Annotated in this window: 18 protein-coding genes and 1 other RNA gene; 9 read left to right on the top strand and 10 right to left on the bottom strand. The window is 65.1% G+C overall.

Annotated features, from left to right (window positions below; translation table 11 throughout):
* Window positions 1-37 precede the first annotated feature (37 nt).
* Window positions 38-1024 carry a glycosyltransferase gene (locus BG60_RS30230; RefSeq protein WP_034473730.1) on the top strand — a complete coding sequence of 329 codons (987 nt, stop codon included), beginning with the start codon at window positions 38-40 and terminating at the stop codon, window positions 1022-1024.
* Window positions 1025-1034: 10 nt separating this feature from the next.
* Here the strand turns inward: BG60_RS30230 and BG60_RS30225 are convergent, their stop codons facing one another.
* From BG60_RS30225 to ffs, 10 genes are all read right to left on the bottom strand, one after another.
* On the bottom strand, window positions 1035-2018 hold the full coding sequence (locus BG60_RS30225; RefSeq protein WP_008349351.1) for a glycosyltransferase family 9 protein: 984 nt from the start codon (window positions 2016-2018) through the stop codon (window positions 1035-1037).
* 149 nt (window positions 2019-2167) lie between these two features.
* Window positions 2168-2992, bottom strand: coding sequence for an ABC transporter permease (locus tag BG60_RS30220; protein WP_034473729.1), 825 nt, complete (start codon window positions 2990-2992; stop codon window positions 2168-2170).
* Between the two features lie 12 nt (window positions 2993-3004).
* Entirely contained in the window at window positions 3005-3835 is an 831-nt protein-coding gene (locus BG60_RS30215) for an ABC transporter ATP-binding protein (protein WP_008349347.1), read from the bottom strand.
* A 3-nt stretch (window positions 3836-3838) separates the two neighbouring features.
* Window positions 3839-4876: an ABC transporter substrate-binding protein gene (locus BG60_RS30210; protein WP_034473728.1), complete on the bottom strand. Its 1038-nt coding sequence runs from the start codon at window positions 4874-4876 to the stop codon at window positions 3839-3841.
* A 50-nt stretch (window positions 4877-4926) separates the two neighbouring features.
* The gene (locus BG60_RS30205) at window positions 4927-6132 is read right to left on the bottom strand and encodes a CaiB/BaiF CoA transferase family protein (RefSeq protein WP_008349341.1); all 1206 of its coding nucleotides are present in this window, start codon (window positions 6130-6132) and stop codon (window positions 4927-4929) included.
* Between the two features lie 25 nt (window positions 6133-6157).
* Complete coding sequence (locus BG60_RS30200) at window positions 6158-6382, bottom strand: DUF1653 domain-containing protein (protein ID WP_034473750.1); 225 nt, start codon at window positions 6380-6382, stop codon at window positions 6158-6160.
* 14 nt (window positions 6383-6396) lie between these two features.
* Window positions 6397-6993 carry a recombination mediator RecR gene (gene recR, locus BG60_RS30195; RefSeq protein ID WP_034473726.1) on the bottom strand — a complete coding sequence of 199 codons (597 nt, stop codon included), beginning with the start codon at window positions 6991-6993 and terminating at the stop codon, window positions 6397-6399.
* Window positions 6994-7044: 51 nt separating this feature from the next.
* On the bottom strand, window positions 7045-7371 hold the full coding sequence (locus BG60_RS30190; RefSeq protein ID WP_008349334.1) for a YbaB/EbfC family nucleoid-associated protein: 327 nt from the start codon (window positions 7369-7371) through the stop codon (window positions 7045-7047).
* Window positions 7372-7476: 105 nt separating this feature from the next.
* On the bottom strand, window positions 7477-9702 hold the full coding sequence (locus BG60_RS30185; RefSeq protein ID WP_034473749.1) for a DNA polymerase III subunit gamma/tau: 2226 nt from the start codon (window positions 9700-9702) through the stop codon (window positions 7477-7479).
* A gap of 143 nt (window positions 9703-9845) precedes the next feature.
* Window positions 9846-9944, bottom strand: an RNA gene (ffs, locus tag BG60_RS36665) — signal recognition particle sRNA small type.
* A gap of 332 nt (window positions 9945-10276) precedes the next feature.
* On the opposite strand from ffs, the gene trxA reads away from it, so the two are divergent.
* From trxA to BG60_RS30145, 8 genes are all read left to right on the top strand, one after another.
* Complete coding sequence (gene trxA, locus BG60_RS30180) at window positions 10277-10603, top strand: thioredoxin TrxA (RefSeq protein ID WP_008349330.1); 327 nt, start codon at window positions 10277-10279, stop codon at window positions 10601-10603.
* A 258-nt stretch (window positions 10604-10861) separates the two neighbouring features.
* A complete protein-coding gene (gene rho / locus BG60_RS30175; RefSeq protein ID WP_008349328.1) occupies window positions 10862-12127 on the top strand; it encodes a transcription termination factor Rho in 1266 nt (421 codons plus the stop codon).
* 111 nt (window positions 12128-12238) lie between these two features.
* Complete coding sequence (locus tag BG60_RS30170; protein ID WP_034473724.1) at window positions 12239-13075, top strand: M90 family metallopeptidase; 837 nt, start codon at window positions 12239-12241, stop codon at window positions 13073-13075.
* A 141-nt stretch (window positions 13076-13216) separates the two neighbouring features.
* Complete coding sequence (locus BG60_RS30165; RefSeq protein WP_008349325.1) at window positions 13217-13471, top strand: type B 50S ribosomal protein L31; 255 nt, start codon at window positions 13217-13219, stop codon at window positions 13469-13471.
* 234 nt (window positions 13472-13705) lie between these two features.
* Entirely contained in the window at window positions 13706-15469 is a 1764-nt protein-coding gene (locus BG60_RS30160) for an ArnT family glycosyltransferase (protein ID WP_008349322.1), read from the top strand.
* A gap of 40 nt (window positions 15470-15509) precedes the next feature.
* Window positions 15510-16871 (top strand): MATE family efflux transporter, encoded by a 1362-nt coding sequence (locus BG60_RS30155; RefSeq protein WP_034473747.1) that lies wholly within the window; start codon window positions 15510-15512, stop codon window positions 16869-16871.
* 95 nt (window positions 16872-16966) lie between these two features.
* Complete coding sequence (locus tag BG60_RS30150; RefSeq protein WP_034473722.1) at window positions 16967-22990, top strand: Ig-like domain-containing alpha-2-macroglobulin family protein; 6024 nt, start codon at window positions 16967-16969, stop codon at window positions 22988-22990.
* Between the two features lie 4 nt (window positions 22991-22994).
* Window positions 22995-23804: biosynthetic peptidoglycan transglycosylase (locus BG60_RS30145; protein WP_174447757.1), on the top strand; the 810-nt coding region annotated here is incomplete at its 3' end.

Raw genomic sequence — 23804 nt, 5'->3', positions numbered from 1 at the left:
CTACCATTGCGCGCTTTCACGCACTCCGCGAAGAGCCATGGCGAGTCTATGCCCCGATGTCAGCGTCATCGTGCCGGTCTACAACTGCGAAGCCTGGCTCGAAGCGCTGCTGCGCTCGGTGCTCGATCAGCAAGGCGTCGATCTCGAAGTCATCGCGATCTGTGACGGCGCGACAGACGACAGTCTCGCCATGCTCGAAACGATGGCGGCGGCCGATGCGCGCATCCGTGTGGTAGCGCAGGAAAATCGCGGCGTATCGGCGACGCGCAATGTCGGGCTGACGCTCGCGCGCGGCGAGTGGATCGCGTTCGCGGACGGCGACGACTGGATGAAGCCCGGCGCGTTGCGCACGTGGATCGAACACGGCCGCCGGCATCGGCTCGATCTCGTGATCGGCAACGGATTCAGCTTCGAGGACTTGCCGCCGCCCGCCGATCCTCGACCGATGTACGAAGGCCAGCCGTGGGGCGACATCTGCGACGGCACGGCGTGGCTGAAACGGACCGTGCCGAACGACGACTGGGTCGTCTGCGTGTGGCTGCAATGCGTGCGGCGCGATGTCGTCGTGAGACACGGCCTGCGTTTCGAGGAAGGCGTGGTGCATGAGGACATCATCTGGGCGTTGCAGCTCGGGCTTCACGCACAGCGCGTCGGTTTCGTGCGCGAACCGTTGTACGGCTATCGACGCAATCCGGAATCGATCACGAACTCGCCCTCGCCGGCCGCTGTCGCGCGCCGCGCGGCGGGTTATCTGCGCGTGATCGACGCGCTCGTGACCGCCGCGCTCGATCCGCAAACCGACCGAAGTCTCAGCCGGATTCTGCTACGCCAAGCCAACCGCGAAAGCGGTCATCTCCTGCATGTGCTCAGAAAGCGCCTGACCGACGACGAACTGCGCAAGCCTTTCGCGCGGCAGTTTCTGCAGTCGGGGTATGTTCGCGCGATGCTGAAGGGCGCGACCAATGCGAGCGAAGTGTGGCGCGCGCTTCGCTGCTGGCGCGTCTATTCGCGCTTCGCGGCGTGAAGGCGTCCGCTTATAGGCGTCGCGATTGCGCGCGCGGCAGCATGCCGATGCGCGTTGCTTGGGTCGGCTGAGCCGCTTTGGCGTCGGCGAAATCGGCCATCGCGTAGTGTTGCGCCGCGCGCGCATGGTTGCCATGCAACGTCCTGAACGCGGATGTCACGCGACGCACGGTGAGCAGGCGTTGCCACAAGCGTTCGCGAAGCCCGCCGAAAGGCAGAAAGGACGGCGGCACCACGACCGCGCCCGGGCCCCAGCCCGGACGCCACGAGCGCGCAAGGCCCTGGCGCATAAAGAGAGAGAGCGTCGGCACGCCGATGCAGGACGCGAGATGCCCGAGCCCCGAATCGTTGCCGATGAACCACGACGATTCGGCGATCCATGCCGCGACTTCGCCCAGTTGCGGCAGCGCATTGACCTCGCACCCTTCTTCAGCGATATCGCCCCAGACGCCGAACTCCGCAGGCGCGACGAGAAAGCTCGGGCGCAATCTCCGCCGCGTCAGCGCACGCGAGAGCGCAAGAAACTTCTCGCGGCCCCACATCTTTTCAGGATGACTGCCGGTCGGATGAATGACGACGCGATTCGCGAAGCGCCCGCGCATGACGCCGGACGGCACGACGAGACCGTTCGCGCGCGTCACGTCGGCGAGACCGAGCACGTTCTTCGCGATATCGACGATGCGGTCGACCATGTGCTTCGAGCCGCCGTATTCCGGCAGCGTGGCGAGACAGATGGTCTGGCCCGAGCGGCTCAGCGTCGATGCGTAGTCGGTCGGGCGAAGCTCGATCACGGTGTCGAACGCGCCCTGCCAGGCGTCGCGACGCCCTACCGTCACATGGGGAAACCAGTCGGCGAGTTGCTCCACGACCCAGCCGAACACGACGGGGCGATATCCGTTGCGGATGAGATTGTCGACGAGAACGAGCCCGATGAGGCTGTCGCCGATCGGCGATGGCAATACCACCGCAATCGAACCGTCAGTTCGCAGTTTCATTGTTGGTCCCGCGGGATCGCACGACGGACGTCGTGCAACGGCCTGTCCAGGACAGCATGATAGCGATGTCGACCGTGTCGTGCCATGACGGGCATTCCGAAAACGGTCGGCTTCATTGACGGCGTGTTGGCACGCGCACAACCGGGGCGTCAAAGCTTCTCGGTTTCTCCGCTCTTCGGCTGCCATTTCATGAGCCGGCGCTCGACCAGCGCGACGAGACCGTCGAGCACCAGCGCGAACGCGGTCAGCACGAGAATCCCCGCGAACACCGTGTTGATGTCGAAGGTGCCTTCGGCCTGCAGGATCAGATAACCGACACCGCGCGCCGAGCCGAGATATTCGCCGACCACCGAGCCGACGAACGCGAGCCCCACCGACGTGTGCAGGCTCGAAAACACCCAGCTGGTCGCGCTCGGCAGATAGACATACCGCAGCAACTGCTTGCGATTCGCGCCGAGCATGCGCGCATTCGCGAGCACGACCGGGCTCACTTCCTTCACGCCCTGATACACGTTGAAGAACACGATGAAGAACACGAGCGTCACGCCAAGCGCGACCTTCGACCAGATGCCGAGACCGAACCACACCGCGAAGATCGGCGCGAGGATCACGCGCGGCATCGAATTGGCGGCCTTGATGTAGGGATCGAGGAGCGCGCTCGTCATCGGCGCGAGCGCGAGCCAGAGACCGACGCCGAGTCCCGTCACCGTGCCGATGACGAACGCCAGCACCGTTTCGATCAGCGTCACCCACAGATGGATGTAAATCTCGCCGCTCGTGAACCATTCCCAGATGCGTATGAGCACCTTCTGCGGCTCGCCGAAGAAAAAGGCGGCCTTGTTCGCGTCGTCGAAATAGAAAGGCGGCAAGAGCGTCGGGCTCGTCAGCATGTACCACAGCACGAAGCACGCGAGCAGCAACAGCCACTGCCACACGATGAGATTCGCCCGATTCGGGCGCAGCTTGTTCCACATGGTCGTATCGTCTTATTCGGCGGCGGCGGGCTTCAGCTGCTGCTGATAACCCTTCAGCACTTCTTCGCGCAGCACGCCCCAGATCTGAGCGTGCAGTTCGACGAAGCGCGGATGCGAGCGGATCTCGGCGACATCGCGCGGGCGCGGCAGATCGATCGCGAATTCGCCGATCGGATGCGTGCCCGGCCCCGCCGCCAGCACGACGACGCGATCGGACATCGAGATCGCCTCGTCCAGATCGTGCGTGATGAAAAGCACGGCCTTGCGTTTCGCGGCCCACAGATCGAGCAACTCGTTTTCCATGAGCTGGCGCGTCTGGATGTCGAGCGCGGAGAACGGCTCGTCCATGAGGATGATGTCGGGATCGAGGATGAGCGTCTGCGCCATCGCGACGCGCTTACGCATGCCGCCCGACAACTGATGCGGATAACGGTCGCCGAAACCGCCGAGGCCCACGCGCTTCAGCCATTCCTCGCCGCGCTTGTCGGCCTCGGCCTTCGGCACGCCCTGAAACGCGAGGCCGGCCGTGACGTTGTCGAGCGCGGAGCGCCACGGCATCAGCGCATCGGCCTGGAACATGTAGCCCGCGCGCCGGTTGATGCCCTTCAGCTTTTCGCCGAACACGCTCACGGTGCCCGACGAAGGTTCCAGCAATCCCGCCGACACGTTGAGCAATGTCGATTTTCCGCAGCCGGTCGGCCCGACGACGGACACGAATTCTCCTGGCGCGATCGCGAGGCTCGTATCGCGGACCGCCGTGTAGCGATCACGGCGACTCTCGCGCGACGCGAACGTGCAGGTGACGTCCTCGAGCGCGAGCGCATGGTTCGATGGCGACGACATCGGTCAGACCTTGACGCTCGCGAGCGCCTTCTTGACGAAATCGTTGGTCCAGGTCTTCGACAGGTCGATCGGCTTGCCCTTCACGGTTTCGTCGAAGGCTTGCAGCGTCTTGAGCGAGGTCGCGGGACCGTCGGCGGGCATCAGGCCGTCCGGCGACAGCGCTTCCTTCACGTGCTGCCACGAATCGAGATACAGCGCGCGATCGCCGAGCAGATAGCTTTCCGGCACCGTCGAGATGAGATCCTTGCCCGAGGCCGTCTGCAGCCACTTCAGCGCGCGTACCATCGCGTTGGTGAGCGCCTGCGTCGTGTTCGGATTCTTCGTGATGAAGCTCTGCGACGCGTACAGGCAACCCGCCGGCATGTTGCCGCCGAACACCTTCACGGTGTCCGCGAGCGTGCGCGTGTCCGACACGATGCGGATATCGCCCGCGCGATCGAGCTTGGTCATCACCGGATCGAGGTTGGCGATGGCGTCGATCTGGCCGGATTGCAGCGCGGCGATCGCGCCCGCGCCCGCGCCGACGCCGATGAACGACACGTCGGTCGCCTTCAGCCCCGCTTGCGCGAGCACGAAGCTCGCCATGATCGCCGTCGACGAGCCCGGCGCCGTCACGCCGATTTTCTTGCCCTTCAAATCGGCGACGGACTTGTAGTTCGGCATCGCCTTCTTGGACACGGCGAGCACGATCTGCGGCGCGCGCCCTTGCAGCACGAATTCGCGGAAGTACTGATTCTTCGCCTGCAGCAGCAACGTGTGCTCGAACGCGCCGGATACGACATCCGCGCTGCCGCCGACCGCCGCCTGAAGCGCCTTCGCGCCGCCCGCGAAATCGGCGATTTCGACGTCGAGCCCTTCGTCCTTGAAGTAGTTGCGACGCTCGGCGATCGTGAGCGGCAGATAGTAGAAGAGATTCTTGCCGCCGACCGCGACCGATACCTTGCTCTGCTCCAGCTTGTTCTGTGCGATTGCGAGCGGCATGCCCGACATTGCCCCGCCCGCGAGCGCGGCGCCGCTCGCGATGAACGTTCTGCGTTTCATCGTTGTCTGTCTCCTGGTTTTATCGTTGTCGGCGCTGTTCGGCTCGAGGCTCAGATCACCTTGGCCGCGCGCAGCCGCGCAATATCGTCGGCATCATACCCGAGCGTTTGAAGTACTTCATCCGTGTGTTCACCGAGTTGCGGCCCGAGCCAGCGCGTTTCCCCCGGCGTTTCGGAGAGCTTCGGCGTCACGTTCGGCAGCGTGATCTCGCGGCCGTCCTGCCACGGGAAACGCTGCAGCATCTGACGCGCGAGGTATTGCGGATCGGTGAACATGTCGGCGACGCTGTAGATGCGCCCGGCCGGCACGTCGGCGGCGTTCAACACAGCGAGCGCCTCGTCGATGCTGCGCGTCGAGAGCCAAGCGGCGATAGCGTCGTCGATTTCCTGCGTGCGCGGCACCCGTCCGTCGTTCGACGCGAGCGCGGGATCGTCCGCGAGATCCGCGCGATCGATCGCGTTCATCAGGCGCTTGAAGATCGGATCGCTGTTGCCGCCGATCACGATGCTGCCATCGCGGCACGGATACGTGTTCGACGGCACGATGCCCGGCAGCGACGCGCCCGTGCGCTCGCGCACCATGCCGTACACGCCGTATTCCGGCACGACGCTTTCCATCATGTTGAAGACGGCTTCATAGAGCGCGACGTCGACGACCTGGCCTTTGCCGCCGTTCACTTGGCGATGATGCAGCGCCATCAGCGCGCCGATCACGCCGTGCAGCGCGGCGATCGAATCGCCGATCGAAATGCCGATGCGCGGCGGCGGCAAATCCGGATAACCGGTGATATGACGCAAACCGCCCATCGATTCCGCGATTGCGCCGAAGCCCGGACGATCGCGATACGGACCGGTCTGACCGTAACCGGAAAGGCGCACCATCACGAGACCGGGATTGTCGGCGGACAGCACCTCGTAACCGAGCCCGAGTTTCTCCAGCAAGCCGGGCCGGAAATTCTCGACGACGATATCGGCTTCCTTCGCGAGCCGCCGCACGATCTCCTTGCCCTCGTCGGCCTTGAGATTGATCGTCACGGATTTTTTGTTGCGCGCCTGCACGGCCCACCAGAGCGACGTGCCGCCCACTTCCGGATAGAGCTTGCGCCACTTGCGCAGCGGGTCGCCGCCGTTCGGATCCTCGATCTTGATGACGTCGGCGCCGAACTCGCCCATGAAGCGCGCGGCGAACGGGCCGGCGATGAGCGTGCCCAGTTCCAGTACCTTCACGCCCGCGAGTGGTCCCGTCGTTGCGCTCATGGTCGTGTCTCCTTTGTGTGTTTTCTCAGAGCGGAATATCGAGCGGCTTGAAGCGCGGCGTGCCGTCGGCGAGCGTCTCGTTGAACATCGCCGCGGGGCGCACCCACAAGCCGCGTTCATGCGGCCAAAGATGCTCGTAGACGATCATCGCTTCCTCGGTTTCCGAGTGCCGCGCGACGCCGATCACGCGATACAGCCCGCCCTTGTAGTGACGATGCGTCGCGAGCGCGAGCGCTTCGGTTTCTGTCATCGATTGGAGTCCTTTCATACGGAACGGCGATCGAGCATCGCGCGCGCGATCGTGCCGGCATCGACATATTCGAGCTCGCCGCCGACCGGCACGCCGCGCGCGAGCCGCGTCACCTTGAGCCCTTTGCTCTTGAGCGTTTGCGCGAGATAGTGCGCGGTCGCTTCGCCTTCGTTGGTGAAGTTGGTAGCCAGCACCACTTCCCGCACAACGCCGTCGAGCGCGCGATTGATGAGCCGCTCGAAGTGAATCTCCTTCGGACCGATGCCGTCGAGCGGGCTGAGCCGTCCCATCAGTACGAAATAGAGCCCGCGATACGTGAGCGTCTGTTCGAGCATGATCTGGTCGGCAGGCGTCTCGACGACGCACAGCAAAGCCGGATCGCGCTCTTCGTCGCTGCAGACTTCGCAGATATCGCTTTCCGTGAACGTGTTGCACTTCTCGCAGTGCTTCAGATTCTCGGTGGCGAACAGCAGCGAATTGCCGAGCTTTTCGGCGCCTTTGCGATCGTGCTGCATCAGGTGATACGCCATGCGCTGCGCCGACTTCGGTCCGACGCCGGGCAGCGCGCGCAGCGCTTCGACGAGCGCCGACAGGGCGGAAGGTTGTTTCATGTGTCCTTCATTTGACATCGAAGCGCGCCGAATCCGCTCCGGCGCGCGCGATCAGAACGGCAGCTTGAAACCCGGCGGCATCGGCATGCCGGCGGTCATGCCGCTCATCTTCTCTTGCGTGGTGGCTTCCGCCTTGCGCACGGCGTCGTTGAACGCGGCGGCGACGAGGTCTTCCAGCATGTCCTTGTCGTCGGCGAGCAGGCTCGGGTCGATCTGCACGCGGCGAACGTCGTTCTTGCAGGTCATCGTCACCTTCACGAGACCGGCGCCGGACTGGCCCTCGACCTCGATCTGCGCGAGCTGATCCTGCATCTTCTTCATGTTTTCCTGCATCTGCTGAGCCTGTTTCATCAGCCCGGCGAGTTGGTTCTTCATCATGGTTCGGCTCCTTACTGGAAAACGTGTGGCAAAAGCACGCGCGATGCGCGCGCCCGATATTCGGTGCGGCGGCGCGAAGTCGAAAACCGCGCCGCGCGCTTCAGTTCACGATGGATTCGCGCCCGATGCGGCAATCGGCTTGATCGAACCCTGCACGATGCTCGCGCCGAAATCGCGGATCAGCGATTGCACGAACGGATCCTGCTTGATCTCCTGCTCGGCTTCCTGCTGACGGCGGGCGCGTTCGGCGGCGTCGAGCGCGGCAGCGGTGCGCCGCGCGGGCGCGACGTTCACGCTGACTTCGATCGCGCGGCCGAGCTTTTCGGCGAGCGCGGCCTTGAGCTTGCCGACATGCGTGGCGTCGGTGTACATCTGGACCGGAACCGCAAGCGTCACGGAATTCGCATCGCAGGCGGTGAGCTCGCTGTTGAACGCAAGCTGATACGCAACGCCCTTCAGCGGAAGATCGACGGCGAGCGCCGCCCATTCGATCGACACGCCGAGCGCATCGAGCGGCACGGCGGGCGGCAACGGCGCCGTGTCGATGACGGGCGCCGGTTTCGCGGCGGGCTCGGCGTTGAAGCGCATGTCGTCCGGGCCGCTGTCGAAGGCTGGCACGAAGCCGTCGTCGGGCGGCATGAAATAAGCGTCTTCGGATCCGGCCGGCGCGTAGTCGTCGGGCGGCATCTCTTCCCACGGCGGCACGACGTTCGACTTGCTCGCGTTGCCGGCCGCGGGCTTCGGCTCGGGCTTCGGCTCGGGCGCGGCGGATGCGGCAGCCGGAGCGCGGCGCGGCGTCGGCACCGGAACTTGCGCGGCCGGTTTCGCGACGGGCTTGGGCGCAGCGGGAGCCGCCGTCTGCGCAGACGCGCCACGCGCGCCCCGATCGGACGACAGGCGCATGCCCGCGCTGCGCAAGACTTCAAGCGCCGCGCTCGCGCCGCTTGCCGCGCGCGATGTCGCGGCTTCGTCGGACGTGCTCGGCGCGGCAGGCGCGGCTTCATCGACGGCCTGTCGCGCGGCGCTCGGCATCGGCGCGGCTTTTACCGGCACGGGCTCGCTCTTTTCGACGACGGGTTCTTCGACCGCCTTCACGACCACCGTCTCGACGGCGGGCGCCGGCGCTTTAGCAACCGACGCAGGCGCAGGCGCGACGGCGCGCTCGGCCATCGCACCCACGAGCGCGGCGCTGCGCGCGGGCTTCGCGCCCGAAGGCGCACCCACGGCGACGCCGCCGCCCGATCCGCCCGCCGGCTCGAACGCGAGCATGCGCAGGAGCGTCATCGTGAAGCCGGCGTACTCGTCCGGCGCGAGACCGAGCTCGCTGCGCCCGACCGTGGCGATCTGATAGAAAAGCTGAACCTGCTCGGCCGACAGCATCTCGGCGAAGCGGCGGATGTCCGCGGCTTCAGGCCATTCGTCCAGCACCGACGTCGGTGCGAACTGCGCCCATCCGATCCGATGCAGAAGACTCGCCAGATCCTGCAGCGCCGTCGAGAACGACAGGCTGCGCAGCGCCATTTCGTCGGCAATCGCGAGCACGCCGGGGCCGTCGCCGCCGGCGAGCGCGTCGATGAGACGGATCAGGTAGCTTTGATCGAGCGCGCCGAGCATGCCGCGCACGGCATCCTCGGTGACTTCGTTCGCCGAATACGCGATGGCCTGATCGGTCAGCGAAAGCGCGTCGCGCATGGAGCCGTCCGCCGCGCGCGACAAGAGACGCAGTGCCTGCGGCTCGAACGGGATGTTCTCCTGCTGAAGAATGTTCTCCAGATGCGAGACGATGTGCCCCGCCGGCATCTGCTTCAGATTGAACTGGAGGCAACGCGAGAGCACGGTGACCGGAATCTTCTGCGGATCGGTCGTCGCGAGAATGAACTTCACGTGCGGCGGCGGCTCTTCCAGCGTCTTCAGCATTGCGTTGAAGGCGTGGTTCGTGAGCATGTGCACTTCGTCGATCATGTAGACCTTGAAGCGGGCATCGACGGGCGCGTACACGGCGCGCTCCAGCAGCGCCGCCATTTCGTCGACGCCGCGATTGCTCGCCGCATCCATCTCGACGTAATCGACGAAGCGGCCTTCATCGATTTCCCGGCACGCACGGCACACGCCGCACGGCTTCGAGGTCACGCCGGTTTCACAATTGAGCGCCTTCGCGAAGATGCGCGAGAGCGTCGTCTTGCCGACGCCGCGCGTGCCCGTGAAAAGATACGCGTGATGCAGGCGGCCGCCGTCGAGCGCGTGCGTGAGCGCACGGACGACGTGCTCCTGGCCGACGAGCGACTCGAATGATTTCGGCCGCCATTTGCGTGCGAGAACTTGATAGGTCATGCGCGAAATTGTATCAGCAACGACCTTGCGCAAACGCCGCTCCAGCGGGGTGATCGGGCGCACGAACGCGCCACGCGCCATGGCGTGCGGAACACGAATAAGCCAGGAAAACCAGCAGGGAGACCTACGGAAGAAAAGCGGAAGGTGACGAGCCCGACCCTCGGCACTGGTGGAAAGCGGCTGTGGCTGCTTCGTTCCCGACCTGACCAGGTTGACCGCGCCACCATGCGAGGAGGCCCGTCACGTTGAATTGTACCACGGGGTCGGGCGCAGCCGGAAGGCGTCGGCGAAACGCACGCCCTTCCGAGCCCCTCTTGTGCTTCGTATTTTCGGCCTCAGATGCGCCCTATCAGCATCCGGCAACGGATAGCGAATTAGGCTAAGATGACACGTGAATTACTTGGAAGTGGTGCATTTCGCCCTTCCGCGGATCATTCGCCGCCGTTCGCGGTTCATTCTGGCGCACGGCGCGCGGGCCGAAGTCCGGCCCGTTGGTGACGAAAATTTTTTCGGTTTTGGTGTATCGTGGCGAGCATTCAAACGCGGGCCTCGATTCAATAGAGGTATTCAGACAATGAGCGAATCAATCAAGCACATCAGCGACGCTTCTTTCGAACAGGATGTCGTCAAGTCGGATAAACCTGTCCTGCTCGATTTCTGGGCTGAGTGGTGCGGTCCGTGCAAGATGATTGCCCCCATCCTCGACGAAGTCGCGAAGGATTACGGCGATCGCCTGCAGATCGCGAAGATCAACGTGGACGAACATCAGTCGACGCCCGTGAAGTTCGGCGTGCGCGGCATTCCCACGCTGATTCTCTTCAAGAACGGCGCAGTGGCCGCGCAGAAAGTCGGCGCATTGTCCAAGTCGCAACTGACCGCGTTCCTCGACAGCAACCTGTAACGGCATCACCGGCGAGCGGCGGCATCTCCCGTCGCTCGCGTCTGCATCGACGACACGCCAAGGCGTGGTGCCGATGCAGCCGATGTTGTCACGCGACAACATCGGCCGACAAGCCCCGCCCAAAGCCCACCCGAGGCCGCTGTGGCGTGTGCTATGCTAGAATCACAAGAGTTCAAGAAGTATTAAGTCTCGAGCGGTTCCGCTCACCTCTTCTCCCAAATCTTTCTGTCGCACCTCTCTCCCCGGCGGGAAATCCGTATGCATTTATCCGAGCTCAAGTCTCAGCACGTCTCCGCACTGATCGAGATGGCCAACGGCCTCGAAATCGAAAATGCGAACCGCCTGCGCAAGCAGGAATTGATGTTCGCGATTCTTAAAAAGCGCGCCAAGGGCGGCGACACGATTTTCGGCGACGGCACGCTCGAAGTGCTGCCCGACGGCTTCGGCTTTCTGCGCTCGCCCGAGACGTCGTATCTCGCGAGCACGGACGACATCTATATCAGCCCGTCGCAAATCCGCCGCTTCAATCTGCACACCGGCGACACGATCGAAGGCGAAGTCCGCACGCCGAAGGACGGCGAGCGCTATTTCGCGCTCGTGAAGGTGGACAAAGTCAACGGGCAGCCGCCCGAGGCCTCGAAACACAAGATCATGTTCGAGAACCTCACGCCGCTGCATCCGAACAAGCCGCTGCCGCTCGAACGCGAAATGCGCGGCGAGGAAAACGTCACGGGCCGGATCATCGACATGATCTCGCCGATCGGCAAGGGCCAGCGCGGCCTGCTCGTCGCATCGCCTAAGTCGGGTAAAACCGTGATGCTGCAGCACATCGCGCATGCGGTGAAGGCGAATCATCCGGACGTCATCCTGTTCGTGCTGCTCATCGACGAACGCCCGGAAGAAGTCACTGAAATGCAGCGCTCGGTGCGCGGCGAAGTCATCGCATCGACATTCGACGAACCGGCCGCGCGTCACGTTCAAGTGGCCGAAATGGTCATCGAGAAGGCGAAGCGTCTCGTCGAAATGAAGCATGACGTCGTGATTCTGCTCGACTCGATCACGCGTCTCGCGCGCGCCTACAACACGGTCGTGCCGGCATCGGGCAAGGTGCTGACGGGCGGTGTCGACGCCAACGCGCTGCAGCGTCCGAAGCGCTTCTTCGGCGCCGCGCGCAACATCGAGGAAGGCGGCTCGCTCACGATCATCGGCACGGCGCTCATCGAAACGGGCAGCCGCATGGACGACGTGATCTACGAAGAGTTCAAGGGCACCGGCAACATGGAAGTGCACCTCGAGCGCCGCCTCGCGGAAAAGCGCGTCTATCCGTCGATCAATCTGAACAAGTCGGGCACGCGTCGCGAAGAATTGCTCATCAAGCCCGATCTGCTGCAGAAGGTTTGGGTGCTGCGCAAGTTCATTCACGACATGGACGAAGTCGAAGCGATGGAATTCCTGCTCGACAAGATCCGTCAGACGAAGAACAACGCCGAGTTCTTCGACATGATGCGCCGCGGCGGAGGCTGATCCCCGTCCCGCTTCGCTGCTTCGGAACAGAAAACCGCCTGCATCGTCAGGCGGTTTTTTATTGGGGCCGTGCGTACAATCCGCAACTAGTCCAGTCTTCCGATTCAACGCATGGCCAACCTCTTCTCCCGCTGGTTCGGCGCGCAACGCCGCGAGCGCGCGCTGCGCAAATACGCGATCGACGACGCGCTCTGGCAACGCACGCTCGACACGTATCCGTGCTTCGGACATCTGGACGCCAGCGACCTCGCGCGTCTGCGCGACACCGCGAGCCTTTTCATCGCGCAGAAGGAATTCTCGACGGCGCACGATCTCGAACTGACGGATCAGATGATCGTATCGATCGCCGCGCAGGCCTGTCTGCCGGTGCTCAATCTCGATCTCGATTTGTATCGCGGCTGGGTCGGTGTGATCGTGTATCCGGGCGAGTTCATCATCCGCAAAACCGTGGAGGACGAAGACGGCGTCGTGCACGAAGTCGAGCACGATGCGAGCGGCGAAGCGTGGGAAGGCGGCCCGGTCGTCCTGTCGTGGGAAGACGCGCAGATGGCCGACGGATCGGACGCCTACAACGTCGTCATCCACGAATTCGCGCACAAGATCGACATGGTGACGGGCGAGGCCGACGGTCATCCGCCGCTTTACCGGCGCTGGCACGCGCCGCTCGATTCGACCACGTGGTCCGACATTTTCGACAACGCCTATGACCAGTTCTGCGCACGCGTCGATGCGGTGCCGGAGCGCCGCTGGGCGCGGTTCGAACGCGACTCGCTGATCGATCCTTACGCGACCGATCATCCGTCGGAATTCTTCGCGGTGTGCAGCGAGGCGCTTTTCGTGACGCCGAAGCTGTTCGAAGCCGAATATCCCGAGCTTTACCGGCTGCTCGCGCGCTATTACCGGCAAGACCCGGCGGGCGTTGGGGCGCTCGTCGCGCCGGCTGCATGAGTTGCGCCGCGGCCTCCGAAAAAGATGTCAACCGACTGATTTTCTGGCATAATCGCCGTTTTTCGACCCTAGGCAAGTGACTCGCGCGGCACTAAAAAACGAGTGCAACGGGTTGGCTACCGCCAGATACCAGGAAAGACCATGAAAGAAGGCATTCACCCGGATTACCGCGAAGTCCTGTTCGTCGACATGTCGAACGACTTCAAGTTCGTGACCCGCTCGACCATCCAGACGCGCGAAACCGCCGAATTCAACGGCAAGACCTACCCGCTCGCGAAAATCGAAGTGTCGTCGGAATCGCACCCGTTCTACACCGGTCAGCAAAAGATCATGGACACGGCGGGCCGCGTCGAGAAGTTCAACAACAAGTTCGCGCGCTTCTCCACCAAGAAGTAAGTCGGGCTTCGGCTTCAGCGAAAAGGGCAGCTTCGGCTGCCCTTTTTTGTCGCCGGCAGCTTGGCGCATGCCACCGCACCGCCCTTGCTGCATCCGGCATGCATTGTTGCGCGGGTTACGGCGAGCTTCGATGAACCGCCCTTTACGCCGCCGCGCGACTACAATGCCGGTTGCTTTGGCCCCGTCGCGCATCCAGCGCGAATCAGCGGGCCGCTCTCCATCAAGCCTTCACGCATGCGATCTGTCGTTCGTCTGACCGCCTCCGCCACCAGCGCCCTGCCGCGCTGGCTTCTGCTCGCCATCTGCATCACCTATGCGTCGTTCGGACTGTTCGGCCGCGATCCGTGGAAGAACGAAGATGCGGGCGGCTTCGGCGTCATGTGGACGATGGCCAATGGCGACGCGCGCGACTGGCTGCTGCCTAACCTGGTCGGCAAGGCGCCGACCGCCGACGGCCCGCTGATGTACTGGCTCGGCGCATCGGCGATTCGGCTTTTGAGTCCGTGGGTCGATGCGAGCAACGCATCGCGCGTGGTCACGGGCCTGCTCTTCTGTCTCGCCTGCGCGTTCGTCTGGTATTCGGCCTATCTGCTCGGCCGGCGCGACGAGGCCCAGCCCTTCAAATATGCGTTCGGCGGCGAACCGGAGCCGCGCGACTACGGCCGCACGCTCGCCGATGGCGCACTGCTGATTCTGCTCGCGTGCTTCGGACTCGCCGAGCGCGGCCACGAGACCACGCCGCAGCTTGCGCAGTTCGCCGGCACCGCGATGCTCCTCTACGGCCTCGTGCGCAGCCTCGACAAGCCGATCCACGGCGGTCTCGTGTGGGGCGCGGCGCTTGGCGTAGTCGGCCTGTCGAGCTCGCCGGTGCTCGTCTTCGCGCTGTTGCTCTGCACGCTCGCGATGACGATCGTCGTCAAACAAATCCGCTCCGCGCCGCTCCTGATCTTCGGGCTGCCGGTCGCGATCCTGCTGATCGGCGCATGGGTGCTGCCGACACTGCATTACTTCCCGGATGACGGCGAATGGTGGCTGCGCCAATGGTGGCGCAACAGCTTCTCGTTCTTCTCCGGCACGCCCGGTTCGATATTCGGCTACGCGATCAAGAACCTGCCGCTCTTCACGTGGCCCGCGTGGCCGCTCGCGGTGTGGGCGTTCGTCAGTTGGGGCGGACTGCGCCGCTCGCCGCACGTCGGGGTGCCGCTGTCGATCATCGGGCCGCTGCTCGTGCTGGTCGTGCTGCAGGCGCACGAGACCAACCGGCTCTTCATGCTGCTTCTGCCGCCGCTTTCGGTGCTCGCGACGTTCGCGCTGCCTACCCTCAAGCGCGGCGCGATCAACGCGATCGACTGGTTCGCGATGCTGAGTTTCACGATCATCGGCTCGCTGGTGTGGCTCGTGTGGACCGCCGGCATGTTCGGCTTCCCCTCGGCGATGGCCCGCAATCTCGCGCGTCTCGCTCCGGGTTTCCATCCCGAGTTCAAGCTGATTTCCTTTGTGTGCGCGGTGGCCGTGACCGTCTGCTGGTTCCTGCTCGCGCGCTGGCGGCTCGCCCGTCATCCGAAGGTGCTGTGGCGCAGCGTCGTGCTGTCGAGTGCGGGCACCACGCTCATGTGGGTCCTACTCATGACGCTGTGGCTGCCGGTCGTGAACTACAGCCGGACGTATCGCGACGTGGCCGAGCAAATTGCCGATCATCTGCCGCCCGACTACACCTGCATCTCGCCCGTACGCCTCGGCGACGCGCAGATCGCCACCTTCGCGTATTTCGGCGGCATGCATTTCGCGTTCGATGAGGATTGCGATGTGATCCTGCGCCAGGATCCGGCCGATTACGGCGAGCCGTCGTCGATGTCGGCGTTCCAGTGGAAGCTCGTCTGGGAAGGCCGGCGCGTCGCCGACCGCGACGAGCGGTTCCGTCTCTACGTGCGCATCGAGCGTCCCGTGCCGCCGGCGAAGAAACCGCTGCGCCCGAAGAGCCTGCGCCGCGCGCAGTAATACGATGCGCGCGATACCGACTTCCGCGAGTACGACCGGCATGCTGAGCGATGTGCGCAAGATCGCCGCGCTCGCCTGGCCGGTGCTGATCGGCCAGCTCGCGGTGATCGCGTTCGGCGTGATCGACACCGCGATGGTCGGCCGCTTCTCCGCCACCGATCTCGCCGCGCTCGGTCTCGGCGGTTCCGTCTATATCTCGGTGTATATCGGCCTGACGGGCATTCTCGTCGCACTGCAGCCGATCGCCGGCCAGCTCTTCGGCGCGGGCCGCGAAAGCGAAATCGGCGAAGAGACGCGTCAGGCGTTCTGGCTCGCCGCCGCGCTCGCCGTGATCGGCTTCGTGCTGCTGTTCCATCCCGAGCCGCTTCTGTCGCTCGCCAAGACGCCGCCCGCGCTGCACGACCGCACCGTCGACTATCTGCGCATTCTGTCGTTCGGCCTGCCCGCGAGCCTCGCGTTTCGCGTCTATAGCTCGCTCACGAACGCGGTCGGCAAGCCGCGCCTCGTGATGTTCCTGCAGGTCGGCGGCCTGCTGCTCAAGTTTCCGCTCAACACGTGGTTCATCTTCGGCGGATTCGGCGTGCCGGCGCTGGGCGGTCCGGGTTGCGCGCTCGCGAGCACGCTCATCAACTGGGTGCTGGCGGCGGTCGGCATGACGGTGCTCCTCAAGGTCGAGTTCTTCCGCCCGTTCGCCATCTTCTCGCACTTCTGCTGGCCGGTCTGGCGGCGTCAGCTCGCGCTTATGCGACTCGGCATTCCGATGGGCCTCTCGTATCTGATCGAAGTCACGTCGTACACGTTCATGGCGCTCTTTATCTCGCGCTTCGGCACGACGACGCTCGCCGGTCATCAGATCGCGGGCAATCTCGGCGCGGTGCTGTACATGACGCCGCTCGCGATCGGCATCGCGTCGTCGACGCTCGTGTCGCAGGCGCTCGGCGCGCAACGCTACGACGACGCCCGCTCCATCTCGCGTCACGGCATCGGCATGGCGTGCGTGCTCGCGCTCGTGTACGGCGTGCTCCTGCTCGCGGCGCGTCCGCTCGTGATCGCGGCGTACACACCCGATGCGAACGTGATCGCGGCCGCGATGCCGCTCGTGCTCATCATCTTCTTCTATCACTTCTGCGATGCGCTGCAGATCACCACCGCGTTCATCCTGCGCGCATACAAGGTGACGCTCGTGCCGACCGTGATCTACGCGATCGCGCTATGGGGCATCGGGCTAGGCGGCGGTTATCTGCTCGGCTTCGATGTCGGCGGCGGCGTGCCCGAATGGCTGCAGGGCGCGCGCGGCTTCTGGATCGCGAATTCGGCGAGCCTCGGCGTCGCGGGCGTCGGCTTGTTCGTGTATTGGCGGCGCGTGAGTTCGCGGCATCTGCCGAACGTGCACGCAGATTGATCTTCCGTTAAAAAGCGTCGCCCGAGCGCAGCCGACGAAAGATCGACGTAAGGCTCCAGTAGAATTTCGCGTCGAGGAAAACTCGGAGCGAGTGGATGAGCCGCATAACAACGTCACAAAAAAAATGGATTCTGGCCGCAACCACGCTGATCGCCGCGTTGGGATTAAGCGCCGCGCTTCATCGGGCCGATGCCGCGCGCATCACGAGCGTGTCGCCGCAAGGCAAGGTCGCGCAAGTGCGGCAGGTCGTCGCCAAGTTCGACGAACCGATGACCGCCTTCGGCAATGCGGCCGCCGCCGCGCCCGGCAAGATCGCCTGTAGCGGCGCGGGCGCATCGGCTACCGCGGGCTCGGGCCGCTGGATCGACGCCAAGACCTGGGCCTTCGACTTCGAGCACGATCTGCCGCCCGGCGTGCGCTGCGCGCTCGATCTCTCGGACACCCTCAAATCCACGGCCGGCAACGCGCTTTCCGGCCCGCGCCACTTCGCGTTCCAGACGGGCGGACCGTTCGTCACACGCATCATGCCGGGCTACGGCGACATCGAAGAAAATCAGGCCTTCGTGCTGCGTCTGAACGGCCCGGCGACGCAGGCGTCCGTGCTGCAGCATGTCTGGTGCGAATCGAGCGCGCTCGGCAATCGCATTCCGGTCCGCGCCGTCGACGACGCCACGCGCGCCGCGCTGCTCAAACACTTCCGCCTGGAGAAAGAGAGCGATCGCGTACTGACGCTCGCGTGCCAGCAAACGTTGCCGTCCGCGACGAAAATGCAGCTCGTGTACGGCACGGGCGTGACGGGATCGAGCGGCATCGCCAATGACGTCGAGAAGCGCTTCAACTTCGACGTGCGCAAGCCCTTCACCGCCGGTTTCTCCTGCGAGCGCGAAAACGCCAACGCACCGTGCACGCCGCTGCGGCCGATGCGCCTCACGTTCTCCGCGCCGATCAGCCGCGCCGATGCGCAGAAGTTCGCACTGCGCGGTCCGAAAGGAAGCGCCGCGCCTCACTTCGATCCTAGCGACAAGGATGCGGAAGTCAGCGGCATCGAGTTCGCCGCGCCGCTGCCCGAGCGCGCCAGTCTCACCATCGAGGCGCCCGCGAATCTGAAAGACGTGAGCGGCCGCACGCTCGCCAACGCCGACCTTTTCCCGCTCAAGACCGCGACCGCCGCGATGCCGCCGCTCGCGAAATTCTCGTCGGGCACGTTCGGCATCATCGAGCGATTCGCGGAACCCGGCATGCCGGCGATGCTGCCGGTCACGCTGCGTCATGTCGAAGCGGACCTGCATGTGCAAGGGCTCCATTCGGGCACGTCGCAGATCACGAAGCTCAAGCTCGACGCCGACACGGACATCCGCGAGTGGATGCGCGCCGTCGACATGTTCGACGGCGTCTCGATGTCGCGCTCGTCCATCGAAAAGCTCATGCCCGCGATGCTGAACAACGGTATCGAGCCGGTCATCATCCCGAACAGGGACGGCTCGGTGTCGAACGATCCGCAAATCGACATTCGTTCGCTGTCGATGCTCGCGAAACAGCGCGGCGTCGAAACCCTCGCCCTGCCCGCCGCCGATCCGAAAGCGCTGCGTCCGTTCGAAGTCGTCGGCATTCCGCTGACAAAGCCGGGCTTCTATGTCGTCGAACTGAGTTCGCCGGCGCTCGGCGCATCGCTGCTCGACAAGAATCAGGCGATGTACGTGCGAACGTCAGTGCTCGTCACCAATCTCGGCGTGCATTTCAAAGAGGGACGCGAGAACAGCGTCGTCTGGGTCACGACGCTCGACAAGGGCAAGCCCGTCGCGAACGCCGACGTGCGCGTCACCGACTGCAACGGCGATGAAATCGCCACCGCGAAAACCGATGCGCAAGGCATCGCGAAAATCGGCAAGCCGCTCGCGTCCGTGCGCCGATGCAACGAGCGCAGTCTCGCGTGGGGCGGCTTTTTCGTGTCCGCGCGCGTGAACGATCCCGTGAGCGGTCCGGACATGGCGTTCGTGACATCGGACTGGGATCGCGGCATCGAATCGTGGCGCTTCAACGTGCCGACCGACATGAGCGCGGCGCGCACGACGCGCGCGCATACGGTGTTCGACCGCACGCTGCTGCGCGCGGGCGAAACCGTATCCATGAAGCACCTGCTGCGCGTGCAAACGCTCGGCGGCTTCGCGTTTCCGAAGAGCTATCCAACGCGCGTGACGATCCGGCACGTCGGCAGCGGACAGACGTGGCATTTGCCGCTCAAATGGGCCGCCGATCACAGCGCCGATTCGACCTTCGCCGTGCCCGCCGCCGCGAAGCTCGGCGAATACAGCGTGTCGCTCGACAACGGCACAGCTTCATCCGACGACGATAGCGGCAACGCCAACGACAACGACAACCCGGTGACGCAGTCGTACGGAGCCGGCAGCTTCCGCGTGGAGGAATTCCGCCTGCCGGTGTTCAAAGGCTCGATCACGGCCGGCGAGGCCAAAGCGTCCGGTCTCGTCGCGGCGCAGGAAGCGCCGGTCGCGGTGCGGCTCGAATACGTGCAGGGCGGACCGGCATCGAATCTGCCGGTGCAGGTTTCCGCGCTCGTGCGCGATGCCGCGCCGCCCTTCGCTTCGCAATACGAAGCGTTCACTTTCGCGCCTTACCGCAAGCCGACGGACGACGGCGCGAGCGCGCCGGCCGAAGACGAAGACGAAGACAGCGAGCAGGAAGACCACGCGACGACGAAGCTCGTCGCCGACAAGCTGCGCGTCACGCTCGATCGCGAAGGCGCCGGCAAGGTCACGATCAAGCCGCTGCCGGCGCTCGAATCGCCGAAGCGTCTCACGCTCGAAGCGAGCTTCGCCGATCCGAACGGCGAGATTCAGACGATCAGCGGCGGCACGACGCTGTGGCCCGCCGACGTCGCGGTCGGCGTGAAAGCGGGACATTGGGTATCGGTCGGCGGCGCGCTGCCGGTGCAGGCGATCGCGCTAGATCTGCAGGGCAAGCCGCGCGCGGGCGTGTCGGTGGAGATCAAGGCCGTCGCTCGCGTGATGTCGAGCTCGAGAAAGCGCATGGTCGGCGGCTTCTACGCTTACGACAACCACACGGAGATCAAGGATCTCGGCACGCTGTGCAGCGGCAAGAGCGACGATCACGGCATCGTCTCGTGCGATGCGAAGCTGAAGGATGCCGGCAACGTCGATGTCATCGCGATCGCGAAAGACGGCGACGGCCGCGCGGCCAACGCGAGTACGTCCGTGTGGGTCACGCGCGCGGACGAGCTGTGGTTCGGCGGCGAGAACACCGACCGCATCGACGTGCTGCCGGAAAAGACGAGTTACGAGCCCGGCGAAACCGCGCGCTTCCAGGTCCGCATGCCGTTCCGCTCCGCGACGGCGCTCGTCGCCGTCGAGCGCGAGGGCATCGTCGAGACGCGCGTCGTCGAACTGAACGGCACCGATCCGAGCGTCGAGCTCAAAATCGAAGCGTCGTGGGCGCCGAACGTGTACATATCGGTGCTCGCGTTGCGCGGACGCATCCGCGAAGTGCCGTGGTATTCCTTCTTCACTTGGGGATGGAAGGCGCCGGTCGAATGGGCGCGCGCGTTCTGGTACGAAGGCCGTCAGTATCAGGCGCCGACGCCGCTCGTCGATTTGAGCAAGCCCGCGTTCCGCTACGGGCTGGCGTCGATCAAGGTCGGCACGGCGGCGCACAGGCTCGCGGTCAGCGTGAGTCCGGATGCGAAGTCGTACACCGTGCGAGGCAAGGCGCACGTCAAGGTGAAAGTCGCGCTGCCCGATGGCAAGCCCGCGCCCGCGGGCACGCAGATCGCCGTCGCGGCCGTCGATGAAGCCTTGCTCGAACTGATGCCGAATCGAAGCTGGGACGTGCTCGACGCGATGCTCGAACGGCGCGCGTACGGCGTCCAGACGGCGACCGCGCAGATGGAGATCGTCGGGCGGCGGCACTTCGGGCGCAAGGCGGTGCCTGCGGGCGGCGGCGGCGGACACAGCGCGACGCGCGAACTGTTCGACACGCTGCTGCTGTGGAATCCGCGCGTCACGCTCGATGCCAAAGGCGAAGCGACCATCGACGTTCCGCTGAACGACGCGCTCACGCGCTTTCGCATCGTCGCGGTGGCGGCGGTCGGCGCGGGACAGTTCGGCACCGGCAGCGCATCGATTCAGAGCACGCAGGACTTGCAACTGATATCGGGATTGCCGCCGCTCGTGCGTGTCGGCGATTCGTTCCGCGCGCAGTTCACGCTGCGCAACACGACCGCGCGGACGATGCGCGTCGTCATCACGCCGCATGCCGGCGCGCTGGCGCTCGATGCGCGCACGGTCGAGCTTGCGCCGGAATCGTCGCAGGAAGTCGCGTGGGAGGTCACGACGCCCGATGTGCTCGGCGCGAATTCATCCGCAGCGTTGGAATGGAACGTGACCGCGTCCGAACAGGCCGGACCCAGGGCGAGCGATGCCGTCAAACTGACGCAGAAAGTCGTCGCGGCGATTCCCGTCAATGTCCAGCAGGCGACCCTCGCGCAAGTCGACGGCACGCTCACGCTGCCCGTCGCGCCGCCCGCCGATGCAATCAAGTCGAGCGACGGCGCCGTGCGCGGCGGCATCGCGGTGTCGTTGCAATCGAAGCTCGCCGAAGGACTGCCCGGCGTGCGTCGCTGGTTCGAGCGCTATCCGTACAGTTGCCTCGAACAGCAGACTTCGCGCGCGCTCGGCCTGATGGACGCAGCGCTTTGGCAAGGCGTGCTCGCGCGGATGCCGTCGTATCTCGATCGCGACGGCCTCGCGAACTACTTCCCGCCCGCCGACGACGAGCGCCCGACCGGCAGCCCCGCCCTCACGGCCTATCTGCTCGCCGTCACCGATGAAGCCGCGAAACAGGATCGCCGTTTCGCGCTGCCCGACGATTTGCGCAATCAGATGGCGGCGGGCCTCGCGAATTTCGTCGACGGCAAGCTCGAGCGCAAGTTCTGGGCGCCGCGCAACGATCTCGACGATAGGAAGCTCGCCGCGATCGAAGCGCTCTCGCGCTATGGCCTTGCACAGCCGCGCATGCTCGGCTCGATCACGGTCGCGCCGGATCAGTGGCCGACATCCGCGGTGCTGGACTACTACGCAATCCTGTCGCGCGTCGACGGCATTCCGAATCGCGACGAGAAGCGTGCGCAGGCGGAGCAGATCATTCGCGCGCGTCTGACGTATCAGGGCACGCGACTCACGTTCTCGACCGAGCGCGACGACGATCTCTGGTGGCTCATGACCGGCACGGAAACCAACGCCGCGCGCACCGCGCTCATCTTCGCAGATGCGCCCGGCTGGAAGGACGAAATGCCGCGCGTCGTCGCGGGCCTGCTCGCGTTGCAGAAGCACGGCGCGTGGCAAACGACGACCGCCAATCTGTGGGGCGCGCTCGCCGTCGGCCGATTCTCGCAACTCTTCGAGAGCACGCCGGTGACGGGTCACGCGTCGATCCAGCTGGGCGCATCGGCGCAAAGCGTGAATTGGAGCGCCGCTGTCATGTCCACGCCCGCGCCCGCCTCGGCCACGCCCGCGACGAAGAACGCGAACGCGCGCAGCGTGATGCTGCCGTGGAGCAGCGGTTCGCTCACGCTCTCGCAGGACGGCACGGGCAAGCCGTGGGCGACGATCGAAAGTCTCGCGGCTGTCGCGTTGAAGGCGCCGTTCGCGGCGGGCTATCGCATCGCGAAAACCGTCACGCCGATCGATCCCGCCGTGAAAGGCGTGCTTTCGCGCGGCGATATCGTCCGCGTGCATCTCGACATCGACGCGCAAAGCGACATGACGTGGGTCGTCGTCAACGATCCGATTCCCGCGGGCGCGACGATCCTCGGCTCCGGTCTCGGACGCGATTCGGCTGCGGCGACCGAAGGCGAGAAGCGGGATGACGGCGCGTGGCCCGCGTTCGTCGAGCGTGGCTTCGATGGTTATCGCGCGTATTACGACTATCTGCCGAAGGGCAAGCTGAGCGTCGAATACACGATCCGCCTGAACAATCCGGGCACGTTCGGCCTGCCGCCGACGCGCGTCGAAGCGCTCTACGCGCCGTCGGCGTTCGGCGCGCTGCCGAATGCGCCGGTGGTCGTCAAGCCGCTCGCCGCGAAGTGATCCGATGAAACGCGCCGCCTGCCTTCTGATCGCATGCGCGCTATCGATGCCGGCGCAGGCGCAGCCGGGCTTCGACGAAGTGCGCGCGAACTGGCGCAGCTCCGACTGGGTGCTGCTCTCGCGCGACGGCGAGCCGCTCGCGCGCACGCGCGTCGACAAGAGCGCGCGGCGCGGCGACTGGATCGCGTTGTCCGACGTGTCGCCCGCCTTGCGCGAAGCGATCGTCGTATCGGAGGACAGGCGTTTCTACCAGCACGCGGGCGTCGACTGGCGCGGCGCCGCGGCAGCCGCGTGGGGCAATTTGTGGAACACGCGTACGCGCGGTGCATCGACGGTGACGATGCAACTCACCGGTCTCATCGACGATGACGGCAAGCGCGCCGGCCGCCGTTCGATCGGCGAAAAGGCCGGGCAGACAATCGGCGCGCTGTGGCTCGAACGCACCTGGCGCAAGGATCAGATTCTCGAGGCGTATCTGAATCTCGTGCCGTTTCGCGGCGAGATCGTCGGGTTGTCGGCGCTATCGCAGACGCTGTTCGGCAAGGCCCCTTCCGGTCTCGACGAACGCGAGTCGGCGCTCGCCGCCGCGCTGGTGCGCGCGCCGAACGCGCCCTTTGCGAAGGTCGCCGCGCGCGCGTGCGTGATTCTGCGCGACATGCAGACGCTGCACGGCGTCGCGCAGAGCGTCGATCCGTGCATCAATCTCGACAGCTACGTGCAGCTCACGTTGACCCGCACCGCGTCCGCGCCCGCCTTCGCTCAGGGCGACGACGCACTCGCGCCGCATCTCGCGCGACGCATCGCGGGCGAAGTG

The organism is Caballeronia zhejiangensis, from assembly GCF_000698575.1.
Taxonomy (GTDB): Bacteria; Pseudomonadota; Gammaproteobacteria; order Burkholderiales; family Burkholderiaceae; genus Caballeronia; species Caballeronia zhejiangensis.
The sequence above is the reverse complement of the archived record's forward strand: the minus strand, read 5'-3'. Positions and strand labels throughout refer to the sequence as shown.